Consider the following 22,309-nt stretch of genomic DNA (forward strand, 5'->3'; position numbering starts at 1 on the left):
TCATGTGTTCATGTAATGACAAGGAGAATGTTTATGTACAACACAATCATAATGCCTGTTGATGTATTCGAAATGGAACTGAGCGACAAGGCTATTCGCCATGCAGAATTTCTGGCCCAGGATAAAGGGGTTATCCATCTGCTGCATGTGCTGCCAGGCTCAGCGAGCTTAAGCCTGCACCGCTTTGCAGCCGATGTCCGTCGTTTTGAAGAACATCTGCAACACGAAGCGGAAACCCGTCTGCAAACGATGGTCGGTCACTTCAGCATCGATCCTTCCCGTATTAAACAACATGTCCGCTTTGGCAGCGTACGTGACGTGGTCAACGAGTTGGGTGAAGAGTTGAATGCGGATGTCGTTGTCATTGGGTCGCGTAACCCATCAATCAGCACCCATCTGCTCGGCTCAAACGCTTCCAGCGTTGTCCGTCACGCGACTTTGCCAGTGCTGGTTGTTCGTTAACAGCCACTGATTTGATAAAGAAAACCCCTGCCAGGTTAACGCCTGACAGGGGTTTTTATAGTGCAGGTGAGTCTTACTTTTTTTATGCTACTGTCGTGCGAATCAGATAATCAAACGAACTTAACGAAGCCTTCGCGCCTTCACCTGTCGCGATGATAATCTGCTTATACGGTACGGTTGTGCAGTCGCCGGCAGCGAAAACGCCTTTCACGCTGGTTTCGCACTTGGCATCGATGATGATTTCACCCATACGGTTACGTTCAACGGCACCTTCCAGCCAGTTGGTGTTCGGCAGCAGACCAATCTGAACAAAGATACCTGCCAGTTCCACATTGTGAACATCGCCGCTCACACGGTCACGATACTCCAGGCCAGTAACTTTGCTGCCATCGCCTTTCACTTCTGTCGTTTGCGCATTCAGAATGATGTCGACGTTTTTCAGACTGCGAAGCTTATTTTGCAGCACCTGGTCGGCCTTCATTTCAGGAGCAAATTCCAGCAGCGTCACATGTTCAACAATACCTGCCAGGTCGATAGCCGCTTCAACGCCGGAGTTACCGCCGCCAATCACCGCAACACGCTTGCCTTTAAACAGCGGACCATCACAGTGCGGGCAGTAGGTTACGCCTTTGGTGCGATACTGATCTTCGCCCGGAACGTTCATGTTGCGCCATTTCGCGCCGGTGGCGATGATAATGCTGCGTGCTTTCAGCACCGCGCCGGAGGCCGTTTCAATCTGATGTAGACCGCCTTCCTGCGCTGCCGGGACCAGTTTGCTTGCGCTCTGGCTGTCGATCACATCAACATCATAATCATCAACGTGTGCTTTCAGCGCGCCTGCCAGTTTCTGACCTTCGGTTTTCGGCACCGAGATGTAGTTTTCAATATCTACAGTATCAAGAACCTGACCGCCAAAACGCTCGCCCATCAGACCGGTGCGAATGCCTTTACGTGCAGAGTACACCGCTGCCGCCGCACCTGCAGGACCAGAGCCGACAATCAACACGTCATAAGCATCGCGCTTATTCAGCTCTTCAGCCGCACGTTTTTCTGCGCCAGTATCCACTTTCGCCACGATCTCAGTCAGCGTCATACGTCCCTGACCGAACTCTTTGCCGTTCATAAATACCGCCGGAACGCCCATCACGTTACGATCGGTGATTTCGTTCTGGAATGTACCGCCGTCAATCGCCGTATGCTTGATACGTGGGTTCAGCACCGCCATCAGGTTCAGCGCCTGCACCACATCCGGGCAGTTATGGCAGGAAAGCGAATAATAGGTTTCAAATTCAAAATCACCGTCGAGATCGCGGATCTGCTCCAGCAACGTCTGCGCCTCTTTTGAGGGATGGCCGCCAGTCCACAACAGCGCCAGCACCAGAGAGGTAAACTCATGTCCCAGCGGAGAACCGGCAAAACGCGGTCCCTGGTGAGAACCGGGATTGGTAATAAGGAACGATGGCTTACGCACCGCCAGAGTATTGTCTTCTTTGAAGGTGACTTTTTCTGACAGTTCAGCAATTTCAGTCAGCAGTTCCTTAATTTCTGCCGATTTAGCGCTGTCATCCAGCGTCGCAATCAGCTCAACAGGTTTGGTCAGTTTCTCAAGGTAAGCCCTGAGCTGGGTTTTCATATTTGTGTCGAGCATTCTTCTTCCCTCTCTGAAAACATCATCATGCAAGCCGATTTTGCGGGACTGCATTAATGCAACTTGCGTCATGGTGCTGGAATGAAACAGGCGCAAATTTGCGCCTGTGGAATGCCGGATGCACTACGTTTATCCGGCCTACAAACTATGCGACTTAGATTTTACCAACCAGGTCCAGAGATGGCGCTAAGGTTGCTTCACCTTCTTTCCATTTCGCCGGGCAAACTTCACCTGGGTGGGAAGCGACGTACTGTGCGGCTTTGATTTTACGCAGCAGGTCAGACGCATCACGGCCGATACCTTCAGCAGTAACTTCGATTGCCTGGATGATACCCTGCGGGTCAACAACGAAGGTTGCGCGGTCAGCCAGACCTTCATCTTCACGCATGTTGTCGAAGTTACGGGTCAGGGCGCCAGTCGGGTCGCCGATCATCGCGTATTTGATTTTCGCGATGGTTTCAGAGCTGCTGTGCCATGCTTTGTGGGTGAAGTGGGTGTCGGTAGACACGGAATACACATCTACGCCCAGTTTCTGCAGTTCTTCATAGTGGTCAGCCACATCGCCCAGCTCGGTCGGGCATACGAAAGTAAAGTCAGCCGGGTAGAAGAAGAAGACGCTCCAGCGACCTTCGGTATCTTTCTCGGTTACTTCGATGAACTCACCGTTTTTGAACGCCTGGTTTTTGAAAGGTTTAATTTTGGTATTAATCAAAGACATCTGTACTTCCTCCGTGTTTTCGTTGAGAGATAAGTTAACGAAAATCTCTTCGCAGGGCTAATGCGTTTCCTTTATCAAATCAATAAGCGTTAACTAACAACCCACTCAAACTCATGTTGTGAACCTAAAGATAAAAGTAAAAAAGGCCCCCTTTGCAGGGAGCCTCATTACCCGAGCTACCCGCAGGTAACGTCAGTGCCAGCAGGGCTGGCTATGTGTTGCGCTCTACATTACCTTAACAAAGGTCGTAACAGCGATGGGGATTACATCACCCAACTCAAGAAAGGGCAATCGACAGACCGTCGATCTTACCTATGGCTGTGATAGGTTTTGCAATCAAGCCCCCTTTCCTGCTGATTTTATAAGGAAAATCAATGTTTAAACGCACCTTACTCTTAACTCTTCTCCCCGCTATCGTGCACGCAGAGGAGCTCCCTGCCCCAGTTAAAGCCATTGAGAAACAGGGAATTACCATCCTGAAGCCCTTCGACGCGCCGGGAGGAATGAAAGGCTATCTGGGAAAATACCAGGACATGGGGGTCACTATCTATGTCACACCTGACGGTAAACATGCCATCTCCGGCTACATGTATAATGAAAAAGGCGAAAACCTCAGTAATGCGCTCATAGAAAAAGAGATCTATGCCCCTGCCGGACGTGAGATGTGGCAGCGAATGGAAAAAGCGTCGTGGATTCTGGACGGGAAAAAAGAGGCCCCGGTCATCGTCTACGTGTTTGCCGATCCCTTCTGTCCTTATTGCAAACAGTTCTGGCAGCAGGCGCGCCCATGGGTAGATTCCGGTAAAGTTCAGTTGCGTACATTACTGGTTGGCGTCATAAAACCCGAAAGCCTGGCCACCGCTGCGGCAATTCTGGCAACCAAAGATCCGGCTAAAACCTGGCATGACTATGAAGCCTCCGGCGGGAAAATGAAGCTGGAAATCCCGACTTCGGTCCATCCTGAACAGATGAAGGTACTGAATATCAACCAAAAACTCATGGATGATTTAGGTGCTAATGTGACGCCCGCGATCTACTACATGAGCAAAGACGATACGTTACAACAGGAAGTGGGATTACCCGATAAAGATAAATTAAATATTATTATGGGAAATAAATAAAGGTAACAGAATGAGTGATTGTTATGGTTCTCATTTCAATCACTCTTTTAAATGTATTTTTATCGTAACCATCACGCAATCTGTGTTATTTTAGTTTAAGTTAATTATTCATTAAGTACACAAGCATAAATTTTAAGAATGATTAGAATTTAAATTATTCAATAATTGAATTATTCAACATATTACCATCACGGGAAGGTATGCATGGCTAACCTCTATGACCTCAAAAAATTCGATCTTAACCTGTTGGTAATTTTTGAATGTATTTATCAACATTTGAGCATCAGTAAAGCTGCGGCCACACTGTATATCACCCCTTCAGCCGTCAGCCAGTCATTACAGCGACTGCGGACACAGTTTAACGACCCCTTGTTTATTCGCTCCGGCAAAGGCATTACGCCCACGGTCACAGGGGTAAATCTTCATCTTCACCTTGAAAAGAATCTTAATAATCTGGAACAAACCATCAATATCATGCACGGTTCCAGCCTGAAAAATAAATTTGTAATCTACAGTCCGCAAATTACAACCAATCTGAATGTGACATCTTTAATTAATAACCTCAGAGAAAACTCAGATATTGAAATTGAGCATCATGATATATTGATGTCAGCAGAATCGGCTGAAAATATCCTTGCCTATCGTAAAGCCGATCTGGTTATTTCAATAACACCGATCCACAATCGGTCTATTGTATGCACTCAGTTCAAGACCATTGAGTGTGTTTTAGTATGCAGCGGCAACCACCCCAGAATAAATGAAGCGAGTACGCTCAAACAAATTCAGCAAGAGCAATTTACATATTTTTCCTCTGAAGATCAGGGGATTAAAGACTATCGTTCCCGTGCCAGTGAATCGATGGCATTCCATAAAGTGGGGTTTAGTAGCGACTCCTTACTCTCAATTGCTAACGTTATCGCCACTACGGATATTATTGGTGTAATCCCCAAACAAATTTATGAACTCTATCAACCAGCATTGAAATTTAAAGAAATTAAAACCGATTTTGAATTGCCAAAAATCAAATTATTCATCATGTATAACCGCGCATCACTGAATAATAAAGCCTTTGCAGATTACATAAACAAACTGTCTTTAGATAGTTAATGATAACGCATTTAAATTCACATGAATTATACAACAGCACAATAGCATACAAATAATTAATACATTTAAATATTGCATGCCGCAAGAAAAAGCCTATTTTATTACGGACATTTATTATGGTTGCAAATAATAAAAATTCGATATAGGTTTTGTATGTCTGTTTATAAAATACCGCTGGATAAAAATGTTCTGCAAGCTGCGCAGGAACGTATCGCATGGACACTTGAAACCTTGCCGCGTGTCTGCGTTTCTTTCTCTGGGGGTAAAGATTCAGGGCTAATGTTGCATCTGACCAGCGCCATTGCCCGTCAGTTACAGAAAAAAATAAACGTCTTATTTATCGACTGGGAGGTTCAGTTTTCCTGCACTATCGATTATGTCCAGGCGCTACGCGAGAGTTATTCCGATGTCATTGAAGAATTTTATTGGGTCGCTTTGCCGCTGACGACGCAAAATTCACTGTCACAGTTTCAGCCTGAATGGCAATGCTGGGAACCGGGCACTCAATGGGTGCGCCAACCGCCTGCAGATGCCATTACCGATCCCGAATATTTCTCTTTCTACCAACCCGGTATGACTTTCGAGCAATTTGTTCGCGAGTTTGCTGAGTGGTTTTCGCAGAAACGACCGGCCGCCATGATGGTCGGGATCCGCGCCGATGAGTCATATAATCGCTTCGTCGCCATTGCGAACTCGAATAAACAGCGTTTTGCCGATGATAAACCCTGGACCACCAGCGCCCCCGGCGGGCATACCTGGTATATTTATCCGATTTATGACTGGAAAACTGCAGACATCTGGACGTGGTTTGCGAAGTCAAGACTCCCTTGTAATCCCCTGTACAACCTGATGTATCAGGCGGGTGTTCCCACACGATATATGCGCATCTGCGAACCCTTTGGACCAGAACAACGCCAGGGACTGTGGCTTTACCATGTTATTGAGCCTGAACGCTGGGCGATGATGTGCTCCCGCGTCAGCGGGGTAAAAAGTGGCGGGATATATGCTGGTCAGGACAACCATTTTTACGGTCACCGCAAAATATTAAAACCCGAACATTTAAGCTGGCAGGAATACGCCATGCTGTTATTGAAGAGTATGCCGGAAACGACCGCTGAACATTACCGCAATAAAATCGCCGTCTATTTACAGTGGTATAAGAAAAAAGGCATGGAGAATATCCCACAAACCCAGGAAAGAGATATTGGTTCAGTGGATATTCCGTCGTGGCGGCGTATCTGCAAGGTCCTGCTGAATAACGACTATTGGTGCCGGGCACTCTCATTTAGTCCAACGAAACCCAAAAACTATCAACGTTACAATGAGCGCATGAAAACAAAACGCCAGGAATGGGGACTCTTATGCAACAACGATTAACTCAGGAACTCCTCGGCTTTCTTTCTGGTTTATCAGAACCAGAGAGAATTGAAGCCATAAATGAATTCAGAAAAGCAATACACAGCGTCAGTCCCTTCCGCGAGGAGCCCGTAGATTGCGTACTTTGGGTTAAAAATGATCATATTTCACCCAATGACTACAACCCCAATAACGTTGCGCCACCGGAGAAAAAGCTGCTGCTGAAGTCCCTCGAGGCTGACGGGTTTACGCAGCCCATTGTAGTGGTTCACTCAACGGCTGAAGAATACGAAATTGTCGACGGTTTCCACCGCCACGAGTTAGGTAAAGCCAAAGCCTCACTGAGGCCCAGGCTGAAAGGATATCTGCCGGTTGCCTGTTTAGAACGCGAACGCCATGAGCGAATGGCGGCAACCATTCGCCACAACCGCGCTCGCGGGCGTCATCAAATCCACGCCATGTCCGAGATTGTCCGCGAGCTATCGCAACTGGGATGGAGTGAAGAAAGAATTGGCAAGGATCTCGGTATGGACAACGACGAGGTGTTACGCCTGAAGCAAATCAACGGCCTGCAAGCGTTGTTTGCCGACCGTCGATTCTCCAAAGCCTGGACCGTGAAATAGCTACAGCGAAACCAGACGCTCGGCTGCCGCTAACAGCGTCGATTCTTGCTTGGCAAAACAGAGGCGAATCAGTTTATGCGGGAAAGGATCGGCGCAGAACACCGACAGCGGGATTGCCGCAACGCCCACTTCAGTGGTCAGCCACTGGCAAAACTCCACGTCGTTAAGCGAGGAAACGGCGCTGTAATCGACCAGTAAAAAGTACGTGCCTTCACACGGCAGAATTTCCAGTCGGCTGTCACGCAACGCGTTCACCAACACGTCGCGTTTTTTCTGATAAAACGCGGGCAGTTCGCGATAGTGTGCAGGATCTTCTCGTAGCATATCCGCCAGTGCGAGCTGAGCCGGCGTGTTGACGGAAAACGTCAGATACTGGTGCACTTTTCGTAGCTCAGCGCTAATGGCGGCTGGCGCAACGCAGTATCCGACCTTCCAGCCGGTCATGTGGTAGGTCTTACCAAACGATGAAACAGCAATAGCGCGTTCCCGCAGCTCTGAATGTGCCAGCACGCTGGCATGCCCCTGTTTGGCGAAACAGATATGCTCATACACTTCGTCGCTGATGACAAAGATCTCGCGTTCTTTAATCGCCTGCCATAGCGCGTCGAAATCGGCGTGATGCCACACAGTGGCAGAAGGGTTATGCGGCGTGTTCAGGATAACCAATCGGGTACGGTCGCTGAGTAAGGCACCAAACGCCTGCCAGTCGACGCGAAAAGCCGGTGGTTGCAGGGCGATACGTTTAACCACACCGCCGGATAATTCAACCGCAGGCGCATAGCTGTCGTAGCTCGGGTCAAAACAAATCACCTCATCACCAGGGCGCACCAGCGCAGTGATCGCGGCATACAATGCTTCTGTGGCTCCCGCCGTGATGGTCACTTCACTATTCGCGTCAGGTTTATAGCCGTACAGGTCTGCCGTTTTATCCGCGATAGCTTCGCGCAGCGGCTGCACGCCCGTCATCGGCGCATACTGGTTTGCGCCATGCGCGACGTGATACGCCAGACGCTCTTGCAAAAAGAGTGGACCGTCAAAATCAGGAAACCCCTGCGAGAGGTTAATGGCCTGATGCTGCTGCGCCAGCGCACTCATTTGCGTGAAGATAGTAGTGCCCAGATTAGGCAGTTTGCTTTGCGGAATCAGCGGGTTATTACTCATTATTGTTATCCCAGCGTGTGATGTTGTGGTTGAAGCCACTATAGCACGATGCTAGTATTTGGCAATCAAGACGTTCAGACGTCTATATAAAAATAACCAGCCTGGACAGGACAGCCAAAAGGACAACACAACATGAGTAATACCGAAATTCGCGTCGTCACCGGCCCGGCCAACTATTTTTCCCATCCCGGCAGCCTGGTAAGACTCAACGATTTTTTCTCTGCCGACCAACTTTCACGCGCCGTGTGGGTTTATGGTGAACGCGCCATCGATGCAGCCCGCCCTTACCTGCCAGAGGCTTTTCATCTTGCCGAGGCTAAACGCCTGCTGTTTACGGGACATTGCAGCGAAACCGATGTTGCTCAACTGGCAAAAGAGTCGGGAGAGGATCGCAGTGTGGTGATTGGCGTGGGAGGCGGTACATTGCTCGACACCGCTAAAGCGTTGGCCCGTCGTCTGGATCTGCCGTTTGTCGGTATTCCTACGATTGCGGCGACCTGCGCTGCCTGGACGCCACTCTCCGTCTGGTATAACGATGCGGGCCAGGCTCTACATTTCGAAATTTTCGCTGACGCGAATTTCCTCGTGCTGGTCGAACCCGAGATCGTTCTCAATGCGCCAGAAGAATACTTACTGGCGGGGATCGGCGACACGCTGGCAAAGTGGTATGAAGCCGTCGTGCTCGCACCTCAGCCGGAAACACTGCCATTGACAGTACGTCTGGGTATTCAAGCCGCGCAAACCATCCGCGATGTCCTGCTGGAAAGCAGCGAGCAGGCGCTGGCAGACAAACAACAAGGCACGCTAAGCCGCACGTTTTGCGATGTAGTAGATGCAATTATTGCCGGAGGCGGCATGGTTGGTGGTCTGGGCGAGCGCTACACCCGCGTGGCGGCGGCGCATTCTGTTCACAATGGCCTGACCGTCCTCCCACAAACTGAGAAGTTTTTACACGGCACCAAAGTGGCGTACGGCATCCTGGTGCAGAGCGCGCTGCTGGGACAAGATGATGTGCTGGCGCAGTTAATTACCGCTTATCAGCGATTCAACCTGCCAACCCGATTAGCTCAACTGGAAGTGGACATCAATAACCGCGCCGAAATCGACAAAGTGATTGCGCACACTCTGCGCCCGGTGGAGTCCATTCACGCCCTGCCGGTAACGTTAACGCCGGAGACACTGCGCGCAGCATTCGAAAAGGTAGAGTCGTTTACGGTGTGACTAGGGTGCGGGTTGCCTGATGACGGCTTCGCCTTATCAGGCCTACGACGACAAATTACGCCAATACAATGTTGTAGGCCGGATAAGCGTCAGCGCCATCCGGCAAAAAATCAACAGCACTTCGCGCCACCTTTCCCGCCATAGCGCGCATCCTGGCGCTCACGGAAAAATTCTTCGTAGGTCATTGGCGTCTGGTCCGGATGCGTGACGCGCATATGTTCAACATAGTTGTCGTAATCCGGCACACCTATCATTAATCGGGCGGTTTGACCTAAATACTTCCCGGCTTTGGCGAGTGTTTCAAACATAGTGTTTCCCTGTCGTACAAACGCCCTCCCCGTTCAGGAGAGGGCTGGTTGGTTAAGAGAATATTAGTGCGCACCTTTCGCCTGCGCCACGATCTCTTCGACATTCTCAGGCATCGGCTCGTACGGTGTCTCTTTCGAAGTTGGTTTGTCCTCTTTCAATGCTGCCATCGCAGTTTTGATGGAGAACAGACCCAACACCACAACGACGACCATGAAGAAGATGGTGAGACCCGCATCCAGGCGGTTGTTAAACACCAGTTGCGTCAGCTGCGACTGGGTGTACTGCGCCGGAATGTTACCGCTGTCGATCATCGCCTGGAACTTGTTGGCGATAGCCAGGAAGCCGATTTTCGCATCCGGGCTAAACGCTTTCTGCCAGCCAGCGGTCAGGGTACAAATCAGCAGCCAGGCCGTTGGCACCAGCGCCACCCATGCGTAGCGCTGGCGTTTCATCTTGAACAGCACCACAGCACAGAGCATCAACGCCATACCGGCCAGCATTTGGTTAGCGATACCAAACAGCGGCCACAGGGTATTGATACCGCCCAGAGGATCAACCACGCCCTGGTGTAAGAAGTAACCCCAGGCCAGCACACACAGCGCTGTAGCCAGCAGGTTTGCAGGCAGCGAATCGGTACGTTTCAGGCTCGGTGATACCACGCCCAGCAAGTCCTGCAGCATAAAGCGCGCGGCGCGTGTACCGGCATCTACCGCCGTCAGAATAAACAACGCTTCAAACAGAATGGCGAAGTGATACCAGAACGCCACATCCATCATGCCGCCCAGCGCGCCGTGCAGAATGTACGCCATCCCGACGGCCAGCGTCGGCGCACCACCTGCGCGGGAGATGATGGATTGCTCACCCACTTCATTGGCGATTTGATGCAGGGTGTCTGGCGTAATGGCAAAGCCCCAACTGCTGACTACCTGTGCCGCAGAAGCCACTACGTCCACCGTCCCCGCAGGAGCCAGCACCGCCATCGGGCTGTTCATCGCAAAGTACACGCCCGGATCGATGATGCACGCGGAAACCAGCGCCATAATGGCGACAAAGGATTCCATCAGCATTCCGCCGTAGCCGATAAAGCAGGCCTGCCCTTCATTCGCCAGCATCTTCGGCGTGGTTCCGGAGGAGATCAGCGCATGGAAGCCAGATACCGCACCACAGGCAATGGTAATAAACAGGAACGGGAACAAGTTACCGGTCCAGACCGGGCCAGTACCGTCAACAAACTTGGTCAGCGCAGGCATGGTCAGCGTCGGACGCATGATCAAAATCCCTACCGCCAGACCAACAATGGTGCCGATTTTCAGAAAGGTAGAGAGGTAATCACGCGGGGCCAGCAGCAGCCACACCGGCAGGACGGCGGCAACAAAACCGTAGCCCACCAGCATCCACGTCAGCTGTACGCCGGTAAAGTCAAAGTACGGTGCCCAGGTCGGGCTTTCAGCCACCCAGCCGCCGGAAATAATGGCAAACACCAGGAACACCAGACCGATGACCGACACTTCGCCAATGCGGCCCGGGCGCAGATAGCGCAGATAAATCCCCATGAAGATCGCCAGCGGGATGGTGAACGCCACGGTGTAGGTTCCCCACGGACTGTGGGTCAGCGCTTTCACGACGATCATCGCCAGTACCGCGAGAATAATCACCATGATCATAAAACAGGCCACCAGCGCAATAACGCCCGCCGTTGGGCCCATCTCTTCTTTCACCAGTTCGCCAAGGGAACGACCATCGCGACGGGTAGAGACAAACAGCACCATGAAGTCCTGCACCGCACCCGCCAGTACCACCCCGGCGAGCAGCCAGATCATCCCCGGCAGATAGCCCATTTGCGCCGCCAGCACCGGTCCAACTAACGGACCCGCTCCGGCAATTGCCGCAAAATGGTGACCAAACAGCACTTTTTTATCGGTGGGAACATAATCCAGACCGTCGTTATGGCGCACGGCTGGCGTCATACGCGTCGGGTCAAGCGCCAGTACATTTTTCGCGATGTACAGGCCGTAGAAACGATAAGCGATAAGGTAGACACAGACCGACGCCACGACTATCCACAACGCGTTGATCTGTTCACCACGATTTAATGCGATATAGCCGAGGGCAAATGCTCCCATAACGGAGAGCACTGTCCAGACGAGGTACTTCCCTGATTTGTTCATAGTTGTTATCCGTTGTCCGATCCAGAGAGATGTTACATTTTGTTTCTATAACATCTTTTTTGAATTTAACAACCTGACAACCATACAAACCCGAAGTATCACTGAGTATTTACATTGCATTGTTAACTAGATCACTTCATTCACCTGTTAACTCTGCAATTTCATTTTACTTTGCCGGGTGACCTCACCCCATCACCGCAGTGCCTAAACGGCAGGTGCAACAGCGTCGTCCCTGCTCATCAAAGATAACAATTTCCCAGCTTTGATTTTGACGCCCAAGGTGCAGCGGCTGACAAACGCCGCGCACTTTCCCCTGCGATACCGCCCGATGATGCGTGGCGTTGAGTTCCGTCCCCACCACGCACTGCCCGTCGCGCGTCATCAGATAACCCGCCATCGAACCCAGCGTTTCCGCCAGGGCCGCGGATGCGCCGCCGTGCAGCAGGCCAAATGGCTGATGCGTACGGCTATCCACTGGCATTTCGGCTTCCAGCACATCATCACCCAGCCGGGTATAGACCATGCCTAAATGCGCCACCATCGTGTTCTGACTGGTGGCATTGAGTTCATCCAGCGTTAAATGACGCTTCCAGATCATCGTCATGCCCCCAGCGTGGAACCGCCGTCCACCACGATATCCTGTAACGTAATGTGGCTGGCCAGATCAGAGGCGAGGAATAAAATAGTGTTAGTGATCTCTTGTGGCCGGGCAATTTTCCCCAGCGGAATCCCGAGCTTAAACTGCTCGCCAAATCCACGAATACGCTGTTGCTCCGCGTCATCGCTAACCCACAGCGTGCGCTGCATATCGGTGTCGGTCGAGCCTGGCGACACCACATTACAGCGCACACCGCTACCCGCCAATTCAAGTCCGACGGTCAGCGCCAGACTTTTCAACGCGGCCTTTGACGCACCGTAAGCACTCATGCCGATACGCGGCGTGTGCGCCGCATCCGACGCGACTGTCACGATCGCCCCGCCCTGCTGGCGACGAAACTGCGCCATCGTCTGCTGAAACAGATTGAACGCCCCACCAACGTTAACCGTAAACGTCTGCTGCCACTCCTCAACGCTCAACGCATCGGTGGCCCCCATACGCAAAATACCTGCGGCATTGACCAACACATCCAAACGCTCGCGCACTTTGAGGACGCGCTGGCACACCTCAGCCACCTGTCCGGCATTTGCCACATCCAGCACTTCGGTCGCAAACGGGTAGTTATCCTGAGGAAATTCGCGATCGAATCCTGTCACCTCAGCACCAGCCTTCGCAAATGCCAACGCCGTGGTGTAGCCAATCCCTTTACCCGCGCCGGTTACCCAGACGGTTTTCCCGGCAAAATCAAATCCAGCCATTACTTCACCTCACGGGAGAGCAGTGCCCACCATGCGTCAATGGTCGGTTTTTTCGCCAGCATCACGAAATCAATGTCACCATGAACCTTACGCCAGCGCGCCGCCAGCGCCATCATGCGCACGGAATCCAGCCCGTAGTCGATCAGGTTTTCGTCATCCATCGGCTCTTCGGACTCATCCAGCAGCGGCAGAATAACGCTGCGCAACGCATCTTTACTGGCCGGGACCGGCGTCGGCAATAATTCTTGGGTCATTACCACACGCCCAGAGCGCCCCGCCACGTATTTCAGCGACATCAGGTGTTCGTCACGGCTAAAGTCCGCCAGCGCATCGGCAACCATAAACGGCTTGATATCACGCATGAAGGCGTCCGTTGCGGTGGTCATACAGCCAATATGTGCATACACCCCGGTAATGATCAGTTGATTACGTCCAGTTTCCTTGAGCATCTGTTCCAGCGGGGAGCGATGAAATGCGCTATAACGCCATTTCACCAGAATGGTATCCGCTTCATCCGGCGCCAGCGCCTCAACGATCTTTTGTTGTTCCGGCGAACGCGTCAGGCCCGGTCCCCACATATCATTGAGCAGAGCACGATCTTCATCACTCTGTTCTTTCGGCTGAGCGGTGTAATACACCGGAATGTTATGCTCTTTGCAGTACTGGCGCAGCGCGGCGATGTTCGCGATGACCTGCTCCATCATCGGGCAGTTATCGCCCCAAAAGCCGATAAAATAATCCTGCATGTCGTGGATCAGCAGCGCGGCGCGTTCAGGGTCAAATGCCCAGTCGACTTTGTTCACCGGAACATCGAGCGCCGTTGGTAGCGCATAAGCCTGCAGTTTAGGAATTGCCATTTCTATTTCTCCTTCAGGCCAGTGAACGTGATGCCAGCCACTGACGTAATTGTTTTTTATCTACCTTCCCCACTGGAGTCAGCGGTAATGACTCAACGCACTCAACACGATCGGGTAATTTGAATTCCGCTATGCCCTGTTCGCGTAGAAAACGGCGCACCTGCACCGCGCGCAGCGGCTCTTTCACCACCAGCCAGGCACAGCTTTTCTCGCCCATCAGTTCATCATCCATACTGACCAGCGCGGCATGGATCACCATTGGATGGCGCAGTAGCAGGTTTTCAATCTCTTCAGCGGCGATCTTCTCCCCGCCGCGATTGATCTGATCCTTTTCACGCCCCTGAACGGTGATGTAACCATCCGGATCGATAGCGATCAGATCGCCGGAACAGTAAAAGCCGTTGGCGTCAAAGGCGCTGGCATTATGCTCAGGACTTTTGAAATAACCGCGGAAGGTGTACGGACCACGCGTCATCAGGCGTCCGGTCTCTCCCTGGGCTAAAGGGTTGCCGTCAGCGTCTGCTACCCAGACTTCATCATCGGGACACATCGGGCGACCCTGGGTATTGATGATGCGCTCAGGACTGTCGTCCAGACGGGTGTAGTTCACCAGCCCTTCCGCCATGCCGAAGACCTGCTGCAACTGGCAGCCAATCTCGGCTGGAATACGTGCCGCAAGCGTGGCGGAAAGTCTCGCGCCACCGACCTGAAGCAATTTCAGCGAAGCCAGTTGCGCATTGCTGCCCCACTCCGCAATCGCCTGCAACCACAGGCTCACCGCAGGTGGCACCAGCGCCGTGACGTTAACCTGATGCTGTTCAATCAGCGGGAAACACAGAGTGGCACTCGGGTCAGCCGCCAGTACCACGGTGCCGCCGGCCAGGAACACGCCCAGCGCGCCAGGTGAGCTCATGGCGTAGTTATGCGCCGCCGGGATCGCGCACAAATAACGCGTTTCCCCGGTGAAGCGGCAAATCTCATTGCTGCGACGCACGCTGTAGTAGTAATCGTTATGAGTGCGAGGAATCAGCTTTGGCGTCCCGGTCGTCCCCCCAGAAAGCTGGAAGTACGCCACCTCATCAGCAGGCGATGGCGTGGCGCTAAAATCAGTCGCAGGCTGGTTTATCGCCGTTTGCAGATTGTGTTCACCTTCATCATTGCGCAGTTGCACCACGCGCACTGAATTGTGTTCAGCCACAAAAGCGTTAAGAAAATCGTCCCCGCTAAACAGCGCATGCTGGCGATCGGCAATCAGCAGCGCCGGTTCAATCTGTTTGGCATAGGCGTTGAGTTCGTTACGCTGATGGCTGAATAACGCCAGCACCGGGGCTACGCCCAGCTTGAGCAGCGCAAAGAAGGTGATATACAGCTCAGCCACGTTGCCCAGTTGCAACAGCGCGGTTTCGCCGGGTTTGATCCCCTGACGACGCAGGCTGCAGGCAAGATTATCAGCGGCCTGATTCAGTTGGCGATAGCTCAGATGGCGTTCACCATCAATTACCGCCGTATGCTCGCTGTCGGCGTGACGGGTCAGAATGTCGGTCAGCGGCAAATCCTGCCAGTAACCTTTTTCACGATAGCGGCGGGCAAACTCTTCCGGCCAGCGGGTGAAAGGAATACTCATTATTGCTCCTTAAAACCAGTCTACAAGGCTCTTAATGCAGTCCAAAAACATTCAACATCGTGGAGAGCTTAGCCCCCGTTTCACGCCATTCCGCAACCGGGGAAGAGGCTGGAACAATTCCGGCTCCGGCAAAGAAACGTACCTGATTGCGCAGCAGCTTCGCACAGCGGATCGTCACCACCCACTCACCGTTACCTTCGGCATCACACCAGCCGACAATGCCGCCGAACAGTTCGCGATCGAACGGCTCCAGCTCAGCGATAAGCTTGCGCGCAACCTGATGTGGGAAGCCGCTCAGCGCAGGCGTCGGATGCAGCAGGCACGCCAGCGTCAGGGCGTTTTCCTGCGCGTTGGCTTTACCTTCAAACGGCGTGCCGAGATGCCAGAGCGTCGGCGTGGTAACCAGCTGCGGAGAAGAAGGCAGTTGTAGTTCACGGCTGCGATCGCGCAATACCGTTTTCATCGCTTGCGTCACCAGTTCGTGCTCATGGCGGTCCTTCTCAGATGCCAGCAGGCGGATCCCTGCTTCGCGATCCAGCACATCATCAGGCTGACGACGTGCAGAGCCCGCCAGCGGCAGAGAACTGAAACGATCGCCTTCTTTGCGCAGTAACAGTTCCGGGCTGGCACCAATCAATACGCCGCCGTCTTCAATCGGTACATGGAAGTTGTAGCTCGCCGGATTTTGCGCCACCAGGCGCTCCAGCAGCGCACCGCTGTCAATGTTGGCATCGGTGGTGATATCGATCAGGCGTGACAACACCACTTTGTCGACTTCCGGAGTGGACGTCAGCGCAGCCGCCCGGGCGACCATATCTTCAAAAAAGTCCTGTTCCGGGATCGATTTACGTTCAACGACGTTCAGCGACTGATGCGCGGTAAAGTAACGTGATGATTGCTGCTTCGCCGTACGAGAGAAGCTCTGCCATGATTGGGGAATAAACAGCGATGATGGCTGGCGGGTATCAAAGGGAATCGCCCCGACCATGACAGGGTTCGCGATGCCCTGAGATTTGGCATCAGCAAACAGTGCGTTCATTTTTTGTTGGAAAGGGCTGTCTGGCGAATCGCCATCAATTGCCGGTTCCGCATAGCGGGCGAAGCATCCTGACGTCGTAAAACTACGGTACGGCGACATAAAGAAAAAACTGTCGGGAGCGAGCGTCGGCATAGTCTGCGTTTTTTCCTCGGCCAGTGACGTATCCATATCATCCTCCAAAAATGATAAAGGCTCTAATAATGATTATCATTTATATTTTCGGTCGCTAACCTAAAAGTAAAGCGGCGGTATGTCAACTCTTGTGGTAGCACAATGTGCGACTTTGGCTTGCATCCTTGCTCGCTAACAATGAAAATGAGAAGCATTACTCATACAGATAACAGGAAGCCGATTCGTGAGTCTCCCCTCTTTTTGCCGCACCGTGTTCTTACTGGCAGGTTTATCTCTTTCAGGAATTTCTTCAGGTCACGCCGCCGACTGGCCGCGTCAGGTTACTGACAGCCGCGGCACGCATACGCTGGAACATAAACCACAGCGAATTGTCTCCACCAGCGTGACCCTCACCGGCTCGCTGCTGGCGATTGATGCCCCGGTCATTGCCAGCGGTGCCACTACGCCGAACAATCGCATCGGCGATGCGCAGGGCTTTTTACGCCAGTGGAGCGAAGTGGCAAAAGAACGCAAACTGAGCCGCCTGTATATCGGCGAACCGAGCGCCGAGGCTGTCGCAGCTCAAATGCCGGATCTGATTCTGGTTAGCGCCACCGGGGGAGATTCTGCCCTCGCGCTATACGATCAGCTGTCCACCATTGCGCCAACGCTCATCATTAATTACGACGATAAAAGCTGGCAGTCGCTGCTGACCCAGTTAGGTGAAATTACCGGTCAGGAGCAACAGGCAGCTGCGCGAATTGCCGAGTTTGATAAGCAACTTCAGGCGGTTAAGCAACATATTACCCTGCCACCACAGCCGGTCAGCGCGCTGGTATATACCGCCGCGGCGCACAGCGCCAACCTGTGGACGCCTGAGTCAGCGCAAGGCAAGCTGATGGAGCAGTTAGGGTTCACGCTGGCAACGCTGCCTGCCAACTTGCACACCAGCCAGAGTCAGGGCAAACGCCACGATATCATCCAGCTTGGCGGTGAGAACCTGGCGGCAGGCCTGAACGGTGAAGCGCTGTTCCTGTTTGCTGGCGACAGCAAAGATGCCGACGCTATTTACGCCAATCCGCTTCTGGCGCATCTGCCTGCCGTGCAGAATAAACGCGTTTACGCCCTGGGTACGGAAACCTTCCGTCTCGACTACTACAGCGCCACGCTGCTGCTGCAACGTCTGTCGGCTCTCTTTTAATTGTCAGCGCCGGATGCGGCTCACGCCTTATCCGGCCTACAACCGTAGAGCACAACGCGATCAGACATTCACAGGGACTTGCCGGAATCGGCGCACTTCTCCCAACAACAGCAGCAGTAGCAGACCGACAATCACCAGCCCAAACCCACTCACGCTTGCCGAAGCAACCGGCGTCATCATCGCGCCCAGACCACCTAACAACGCCGCGCCAATCGCATCGCCGGTGACGTTCTGTGCGGTCCACAAACCATTAATTCGCCCGAGCATCGCTTCCGGTGTCTGCGTCTGTAACAGGGTGTACTGCAACAAAGAGCTGACCGCGCTCAACCAGCCAAACAGCGCCAGACAAACCACACCAAGCTGCCAGACGGGCATCAAGCCAAACAGGCCGATAGCCAGAAATGAAGCCACGGTCGATGCCAGCATAATCAGTCCCGGGCGAACGCTGTGCGCCAGTTGTCCGCTAGTCAATGCGCCCACGGCTGCCCCTAGCGGAATAGCCGCATACAACAGGCCAATTTGCGCACTCGACATGTGCCAGTTAATCGCCAACGCCGGATACAGCACACGCACGGCGCTCGCCATGGTTAACAGACCACCGAGCAGCGCAATGCCGCCAATCAGCGGGCTGGCAAGCAGAAAGCGGAATGCCGCCAGCAGCGATTTCAGCGGATGCTCGCGCGGCTGCGGCGGAGGCGGCAACGCAGGAAGGCTCAGCAACGGTAGTAAGGTAATGAAGGTTCCCGCTGCCGCCAGTCCGTAGTTCCAGGCCACGCCGCCAGTCGCGAGCAGCACCCCGCCAAGCATCGGTGAAATTACCGATCCCAGACGCACCGTCAGCATGGTAATCGCCCCAGCCTGCATCAAATTCTCGCGCCCAACCAGCGCTGGCGTCGCAGCCAGCAATGCGGTCACGCCCAGAGAGGCAAAGAAACCGTCCCATAAGCCAAGCAGATAAATCGCCAGCAACGACGGTTCGGGCAGCAGCGCATTCAGACACAGGCCAATAAAGCCAATACCACAGGTTCCACGCACCAGCAGGATCACTTTTTTACGCTCATAGCGGTCGGCCAGCACTCCGCCCACCATCAGGCCAATAAACATTGCGCTACCGGTCAACGTCACCGACAACCCCACCTGCCAGGTCGACTGGGTCATCATCTGGATCTGTACCGGAACCGCCACGCCGAGTAGCCCCAGAGAGACAATGGAAATAAAACGGGCGAGGAAGACAGCGCGAAATGCTGGGTGGGTCTTTAACAGGCTGAGATTGAGCAGCCAGGATTGTCGATTCATTACAGAGCCTTACCAGGTACTTTTTCAATATCCATTCGATGGCTGCACATGCTAACATATCCAAATAAGATCGATAACGATAATTACTATCATTATCAGGGATGTTGATATGTCATGCTCTGTTTCCGCGACACGTGCCTTCGCCGTGCCCGGACTATTGTTGTTACTTGTTCTCACCACGTTATTAAGTCTGGTTATTGGCGCCAAGTCGCTACCTGCCTCCGTGGTGCTGGATGCGCTCACCGGCAGTTGTCAAAGTGCTGATTGCACCATCGTGCTGGACGCGCGCCTGCCGCGCACGCTGGCGGGGCTGCTCGCCGGTGGCGCGCTGGGCCTGGCTGGCGCACTTATGCAAACGCTCACGCGTAACCCTCTCGCCGATCCCGGCATTCTGGGTGTCAACTCCGGCGCCAGCTTCGCTATTGTGCTGGGGGCCGCGCTGTTCGGCTTTTCCTCTGCGCAAGAGCAGCTGCTGATGGCCTTTTGCGGTGCGCTGGCTGCGTCGCTGATCGTAGCTTTTACCGGCAGTCAGGGCGGCGGGCAGTTAAGCCCGGTACGTCTGACGCTGGCGGGCGTTGCGCTGGGCGCGGTGCTGGAAGGATTATCCACCGGCATCGCCCTGCTCAACCCGGACGTTTACGATCAGCTGCGTTTCTGGCAGGCCGGCTCACTGGATATCCGCAGCCTGCAAACGCTGAAGGTTGTGCTGGTACCGGTACTGATTGCCGCGGCTGTCGCACTGTTCCTCAGTCGCGCCCTGAATAGCCTGAGCCTCGGCAGCGACACCGCTACCGCGCTTGGCAGTAAAGTCGCTCGCACGCAGTTTATTGGCCTGCTGGTTATTACCGTACTGTGCGGCAGTGCGACCGCGATTGTCGGTCCTATCGCCTTTATCGGCCTGATGATGCCGCACATGGCACGCTGGCTGGTGGGGGCGGATCACCGCTGGTCACTGCCCGTAACCCTACTGGCAACGCCTTCTCTGTTACTGATTGCCGATATAATCGGTCGCCTGATTGTCCCCGGCGAGCTGCGCGTGTCGGTAGTCAGTGCGTTTATCGGTGCACCGGTGCTTATCTTTCTGGTACGCCGTAAATCGCGCGGAGGTGGCGCATGATGCACCTCTCCCGCCGCCTGATAATCAGCAGCCTGCTGCTGGTTGCAGGTTGTCTCGTCATGGGTTTGTGGAGCCTGCGTAGCGGCGTTGTTACGCTGGAAACCCAGCAAATTATTGCCGCCCTGCTCGGCGATGCGCCGCGCAGTATTACGCTGGTGGTGACCGAATGGCGTTTGCCACGCGTGCTCATGGCGCTATTGATTGGCGCAGCGCTCGGCGTGAGCGGCGCAATATTCCAGTCGCTGATGCGCAACCCGCTGGGCAGCCCGGATGTGATGGGTTTCAACACCGGGGCCTGGAGCGGTGTGCTGGTGGCAATGGTGCTGTTCGGACAGCATCTCACCGCTATCGCGCTGGCAGCCATGCTGGGTGGGATCCTGACTTCTCTGGTGGTCTGGGCGCTCGCCTGGCGCAATGGTATCGACACCTTCCGGCTGATTATTATCGGTATCGGCATTCGCGCCATGCTGGTGGCGTTCAACACCTGGCTGCTGCTGAAAGCATCATTAGAAACCGCGCTGACGGCTGGGCTGTGGAACGCCGGATCGCTCAATGGCCTGACCTGGGCCAAAACCTGGCCGTCTGCCCCGCTGATTATCATCATGCTGGTATGCGCCGCGCTGCTGGTACGCCGGATGCGCTTACTGGAAATGGGTGATGACAGCGCCTGTGCGCTTGGCGTCAGCGTTGAGCGTTCACGTCTAATGATGATGCTGGTTGCGGTGGTACTAACCGCTGCCGCAACCGCGCTGGCCGGTCCTATCTCGTTTATTGCTCTTGTCGCGCCGCATATCGCGCGACGTATAAGCGGTACATCGCGCTGGGGATTAACCCTGTCGGCGCTGTGCGGCGCGTTGCTGTTGCTGATGGCGGATTTATGCGCCCAACAGCTGTTTATGCCTTATCAGCTTCCGGTGGGCGTTGTCACCGTAAGCCTCGGCGGTATTTATCTTATCGTCTTGTTAATTCAGGAGTCCCGCAAAAAATGATCGAATCAGTAGCCCGTTTGCGTGGCGACCAGTTAACGCTGGGTTATGGCAAATTTACCGTGGCGGAAAACCTCAATGTGTCGATTCCCAACGGCCATTTCACCGCGATTATCGGGCCAAACGGCTGCGGGAAATCAACATTACTGCGCACGCTGAGTCGTCTGATGACGCCCGCGCACGGCAAGGTCTGGCTCGACGGCGAGCATATTCAGCACTATGCCAGCAAAGAAGTCGCCCGTAGAATAGGTTTGCTGGCGCAAAACGCCACCACGCCGGGGGATATTACGGTACAGGAGCTGGTTGCCCGCGGACGCTACCCGCACCAGCCGCTGTTTACCCGCTGGCGGCAAGAGGATGAAATTGCGGTCTCAAACGCCATGCAGGCGACGGGTATCACCCACCTGGCATCACAAAGTGTGGATACCCTTTCCGGCGGACAACGTCAGCGTGCATGGATTGCGATGGTGCTGGCGCAGGAAACGTCGATTATGCTGCTCGATGAACCCACCACCTGGCTGGATATCAGCCATCAGATTGATCTGCTGGAACTGCTGAGTGAGCTAAATCGGGAAAAAGGCTACACGCTGGCCGCCGTTTTGCACGACCTGAATCAGGCCTGTCGTTATGCAACACATCTGATCGCGCTGCGTGACGGAAAAATTATTGCCGAGGGTGCACCGAAGGAGATCGTCACCGCGCAGCTTATTGAAAAAATCTATGGACTGCGCTGTATGATTATCGACGATCCGGTTGCCGGAACGCCGTTGGTGGTGCCGCTTGGACGCAACAAATAACACGCGTTACAGTATGGCGGCCAGCTTGCCG

Annotated in this window: 21 protein-coding genes; 10 read left to right on the forward strand and 11 right to left on the reverse strand. The window is 53.6% G+C overall.

Annotated features, from left to right (window positions below):
- Positions 1–33: 33 nt before the first annotated feature.
- Positions 34–462 (forward strand): universal stress protein UspG, encoded by a 429-nt coding sequence (uspG, locus tag OGY18_RS16490; RefSeq protein ID WP_003022101.1) that lies wholly within the window; start codon positions 34–36, stop codon positions 460–462.
- An 82-nt stretch (positions 463–544) separates the two neighbouring features.
- On the opposite strand, the gene ahpF is transcribed toward uspG, so the two are convergent.
- Positions 545–2,110 carry an alkyl hydroperoxide reductase subunit F gene (gene ahpF, locus OGY18_RS16495; protein ID WP_003831260.1) on the reverse strand — a complete coding sequence of 522 codons (1,566 nt, stop codon included), beginning with the start codon at positions 2,108–2,110 and terminating at the stop codon, positions 545–547.
- 154 nt (positions 2,111–2,264) lie between these two features.
- Positions 2,265–2,828: an alkyl hydroperoxide reductase subunit C gene (gene ahpC / locus OGY18_RS16500; RefSeq protein WP_002894394.1), complete on the reverse strand. Its 564-nt coding sequence runs from the start codon at positions 2,826–2,828 to the stop codon at positions 2,265–2,267.
- Between the two features lie 374 nt (positions 2,829–3,202).
- Here ahpC and dsbG point away from each other — a divergent pair, with 374 nt between their 5' ends.
- The 4 genes from dsbG (at position 3,203) to OGY18_RS16520 (ending at position 7,035) form a co-directional block, all read left to right on the forward strand.
- Complete coding sequence (gene dsbG / locus OGY18_RS16505) at positions 3,203–3,949, forward strand: thiol:disulfide interchange protein DsbG (RefSeq protein ID WP_286553656.1); 747 nt, start codon at positions 3,203–3,205, stop codon at positions 3,947–3,949.
- 204 nt (positions 3,950–4,153) lie between these two features.
- Positions 4,154–5,056 carry a DNA-binding transcriptional repressor CitR gene (gene citR, locus OGY18_RS16510; protein ID WP_148362274.1) on the forward strand — a complete coding sequence of 301 codons (903 nt, stop codon included), beginning with the start codon at positions 4,154–4,156 and terminating at the stop codon, positions 5,054–5,056.
- 153 nt (positions 5,057–5,209) lie between these two features.
- Complete coding sequence (locus OGY18_RS16515; RefSeq protein ID WP_149384117.1) at positions 5,210–6,433, forward strand: phosphoadenosine phosphosulfate reductase; 1,224 nt, start codon at positions 5,210–5,212, stop codon at positions 6,431–6,433.
- Positions 6,418–7,035 (forward strand): IbrB-like domain-containing protein, encoded by a 618-nt coding sequence (locus OGY18_RS16520; protein WP_286546676.1) that lies wholly within the window; start codon positions 6,418–6,420, stop codon positions 7,033–7,035. The genes OGY18_RS16515 and OGY18_RS16520 overlap by 16 nt, the downstream gene beginning before the upstream one ends.
- On the opposite strand, the gene OGY18_RS16525 is transcribed toward OGY18_RS16520, so the two are convergent.
- On the reverse strand, positions 7,036–8,196 hold the full coding sequence (locus OGY18_RS16525; RefSeq protein ID WP_286546674.1) for a pyridoxal phosphate-dependent aminotransferase: 1,161 nt from the start codon (positions 8,194–8,196) through the stop codon (positions 7,036–7,038).
- A 132-nt stretch (positions 8,197–8,328) separates the two neighbouring features.
- Between OGY18_RS16525 and OGY18_RS16530 the strand changes: the two genes are divergently transcribed.
- Positions 8,329–9,417, forward strand: a complete 1,089-nt coding sequence (locus tag OGY18_RS16530) for an oxidoreductase (RefSeq protein WP_191235666.1) — start codon at positions 8,329–8,331, stop codon at positions 9,415–9,417.
- A gap of 110 nt (positions 9,418–9,527) precedes the next feature.
- On the opposite strand, the gene OGY18_RS16535 is transcribed toward OGY18_RS16530, so the two are convergent.
- The 7 genes from OGY18_RS16535 to entC form a co-directional block, all read right to left on the reverse strand.
- Positions 9,528–9,725: a YbdD/YjiX family protein gene (locus OGY18_RS16535; RefSeq protein ID WP_003022064.1), complete on the reverse strand. Its 198-nt coding sequence runs from the start codon at positions 9,723–9,725 to the stop codon at positions 9,528–9,530.
- A gap of 63 nt (positions 9,726–9,788) precedes the next feature.
- A complete protein-coding gene (gene cstA, locus OGY18_RS16540) occupies positions 9,789–11,894 on the reverse strand; it encodes a pyruvate/proton symporter CstA (RefSeq protein ID WP_003831201.1) in 2,106 nt (701 codons plus the stop codon).
- A gap of 184 nt (positions 11,895–12,078) precedes the next feature.
- On the reverse strand, positions 12,079–12,492 hold the full coding sequence (entH, locus tag OGY18_RS16545; RefSeq protein ID WP_003022055.1) for a proofreading thioesterase EntH: 414 nt from the start codon (positions 12,490–12,492) through the stop codon (positions 12,079–12,081).
- Between the two features lie 2 nt (positions 12,493–12,494).
- On the reverse strand, positions 12,495–13,250 hold the full coding sequence (entA, locus tag OGY18_RS16550; RefSeq protein WP_286553657.1) for a 2,3-dihydro-2,3-dihydroxybenzoate dehydrogenase EntA: 756 nt from the start codon (positions 13,248–13,250) through the stop codon (positions 12,495–12,497).
- On the reverse strand, positions 13,250–14,107 hold the full coding sequence (locus OGY18_RS16555) for an isochorismatase (RefSeq protein ID WP_286553658.1): 858 nt from the start codon (positions 14,105–14,107) through the stop codon (positions 13,250–13,252). The genes entA and OGY18_RS16555 overlap by 1 nt, the downstream gene beginning before the upstream one ends.
- Positions 14,108–14,120: 13 nt before the next feature.
- The gene (gene entE, locus OGY18_RS16560) at positions 14,121–15,731 is read right to left on the reverse strand and encodes a (2,3-dihydroxybenzoyl)adenylate synthase EntE (RefSeq protein WP_286553659.1); all 1,611 of its coding nucleotides are present in this window, start codon (positions 15,729–15,731) and stop codon (positions 14,121–14,123) included.
- A 31-nt stretch (positions 15,732–15,762) separates the two neighbouring features.
- Positions 15,763–16,938 carry an isochorismate synthase EntC gene (gene entC, locus OGY18_RS16565; RefSeq protein WP_286553661.1) on the reverse strand — a complete coding sequence of 392 codons (1,176 nt, stop codon included), beginning with the start codon at positions 16,936–16,938 and terminating at the stop codon, positions 15,763–15,765.
- Positions 16,939–17,125: 187 nt separating this feature from the next.
- On the opposite strand from entC, the gene fepB reads away from it, so the two are divergent.
- Complete coding sequence (fepB, locus tag OGY18_RS16570) at positions 17,126–18,082, forward strand: Fe2+-enterobactin ABC transporter substrate-binding protein (RefSeq protein WP_286553662.1); 957 nt, start codon at positions 17,126–17,128, stop codon at positions 18,080–18,082.
- A gap of 60 nt (positions 18,083–18,142) precedes the next feature.
- Here fepB and entS read toward each other — a convergent pair whose 3' ends face one another.
- On the reverse strand, positions 18,143–19,378 hold the full coding sequence (entS, locus tag OGY18_RS16575; RefSeq protein ID WP_286553663.1) for an enterobactin transporter EntS: 1,236 nt from the start codon (positions 19,376–19,378) through the stop codon (positions 18,143–18,145).
- 109 nt (positions 19,379–19,487) lie between these two features.
- Between entS and fepD the strand changes: the two genes are divergently transcribed.
- Genes fepD through fepC form a run of 3 tightly spaced genes read left to right on the forward strand, consistent with a single transcriptional unit; the run spans position 19,488 to position 22,278 of the window.
- Positions 19,488–20,495 (forward strand): Fe(3+)-siderophore ABC transporter permease, encoded by a 1,008-nt coding sequence (gene fepD / locus OGY18_RS16580; protein WP_286553666.1) that lies wholly within the window; start codon positions 19,488–19,490, stop codon positions 20,493–20,495.
- On the forward strand, positions 20,492–21,484 hold the full coding sequence (fepG, locus tag OGY18_RS16585; RefSeq protein ID WP_166465318.1) for an iron-enterobactin ABC transporter permease: 993 nt from the start codon (positions 20,492–20,494) through the stop codon (positions 21,482–21,484). The genes fepD and fepG overlap by 4 nt, the downstream gene beginning before the upstream one ends.
- Entirely contained in the window at positions 21,481–22,278 is a 798-nt protein-coding gene (gene fepC / locus OGY18_RS16590; protein ID WP_003831189.1) for an iron-enterobactin ABC transporter ATP-binding protein, read from the forward strand. The genes fepG and fepC overlap by 4 nt, the downstream gene beginning before the upstream one ends.
- Positions 22,279–22,309: the final 31 nt, after the last annotated feature.

This window comes from Citrobacter sp. Cpo142 (genome assembly GCF_030332425.1).
Taxonomy (GTDB): Bacteria; Pseudomonadota; Gammaproteobacteria; order Enterobacterales; family Enterobacteriaceae; genus Citrobacter; species Citrobacter portucalensis.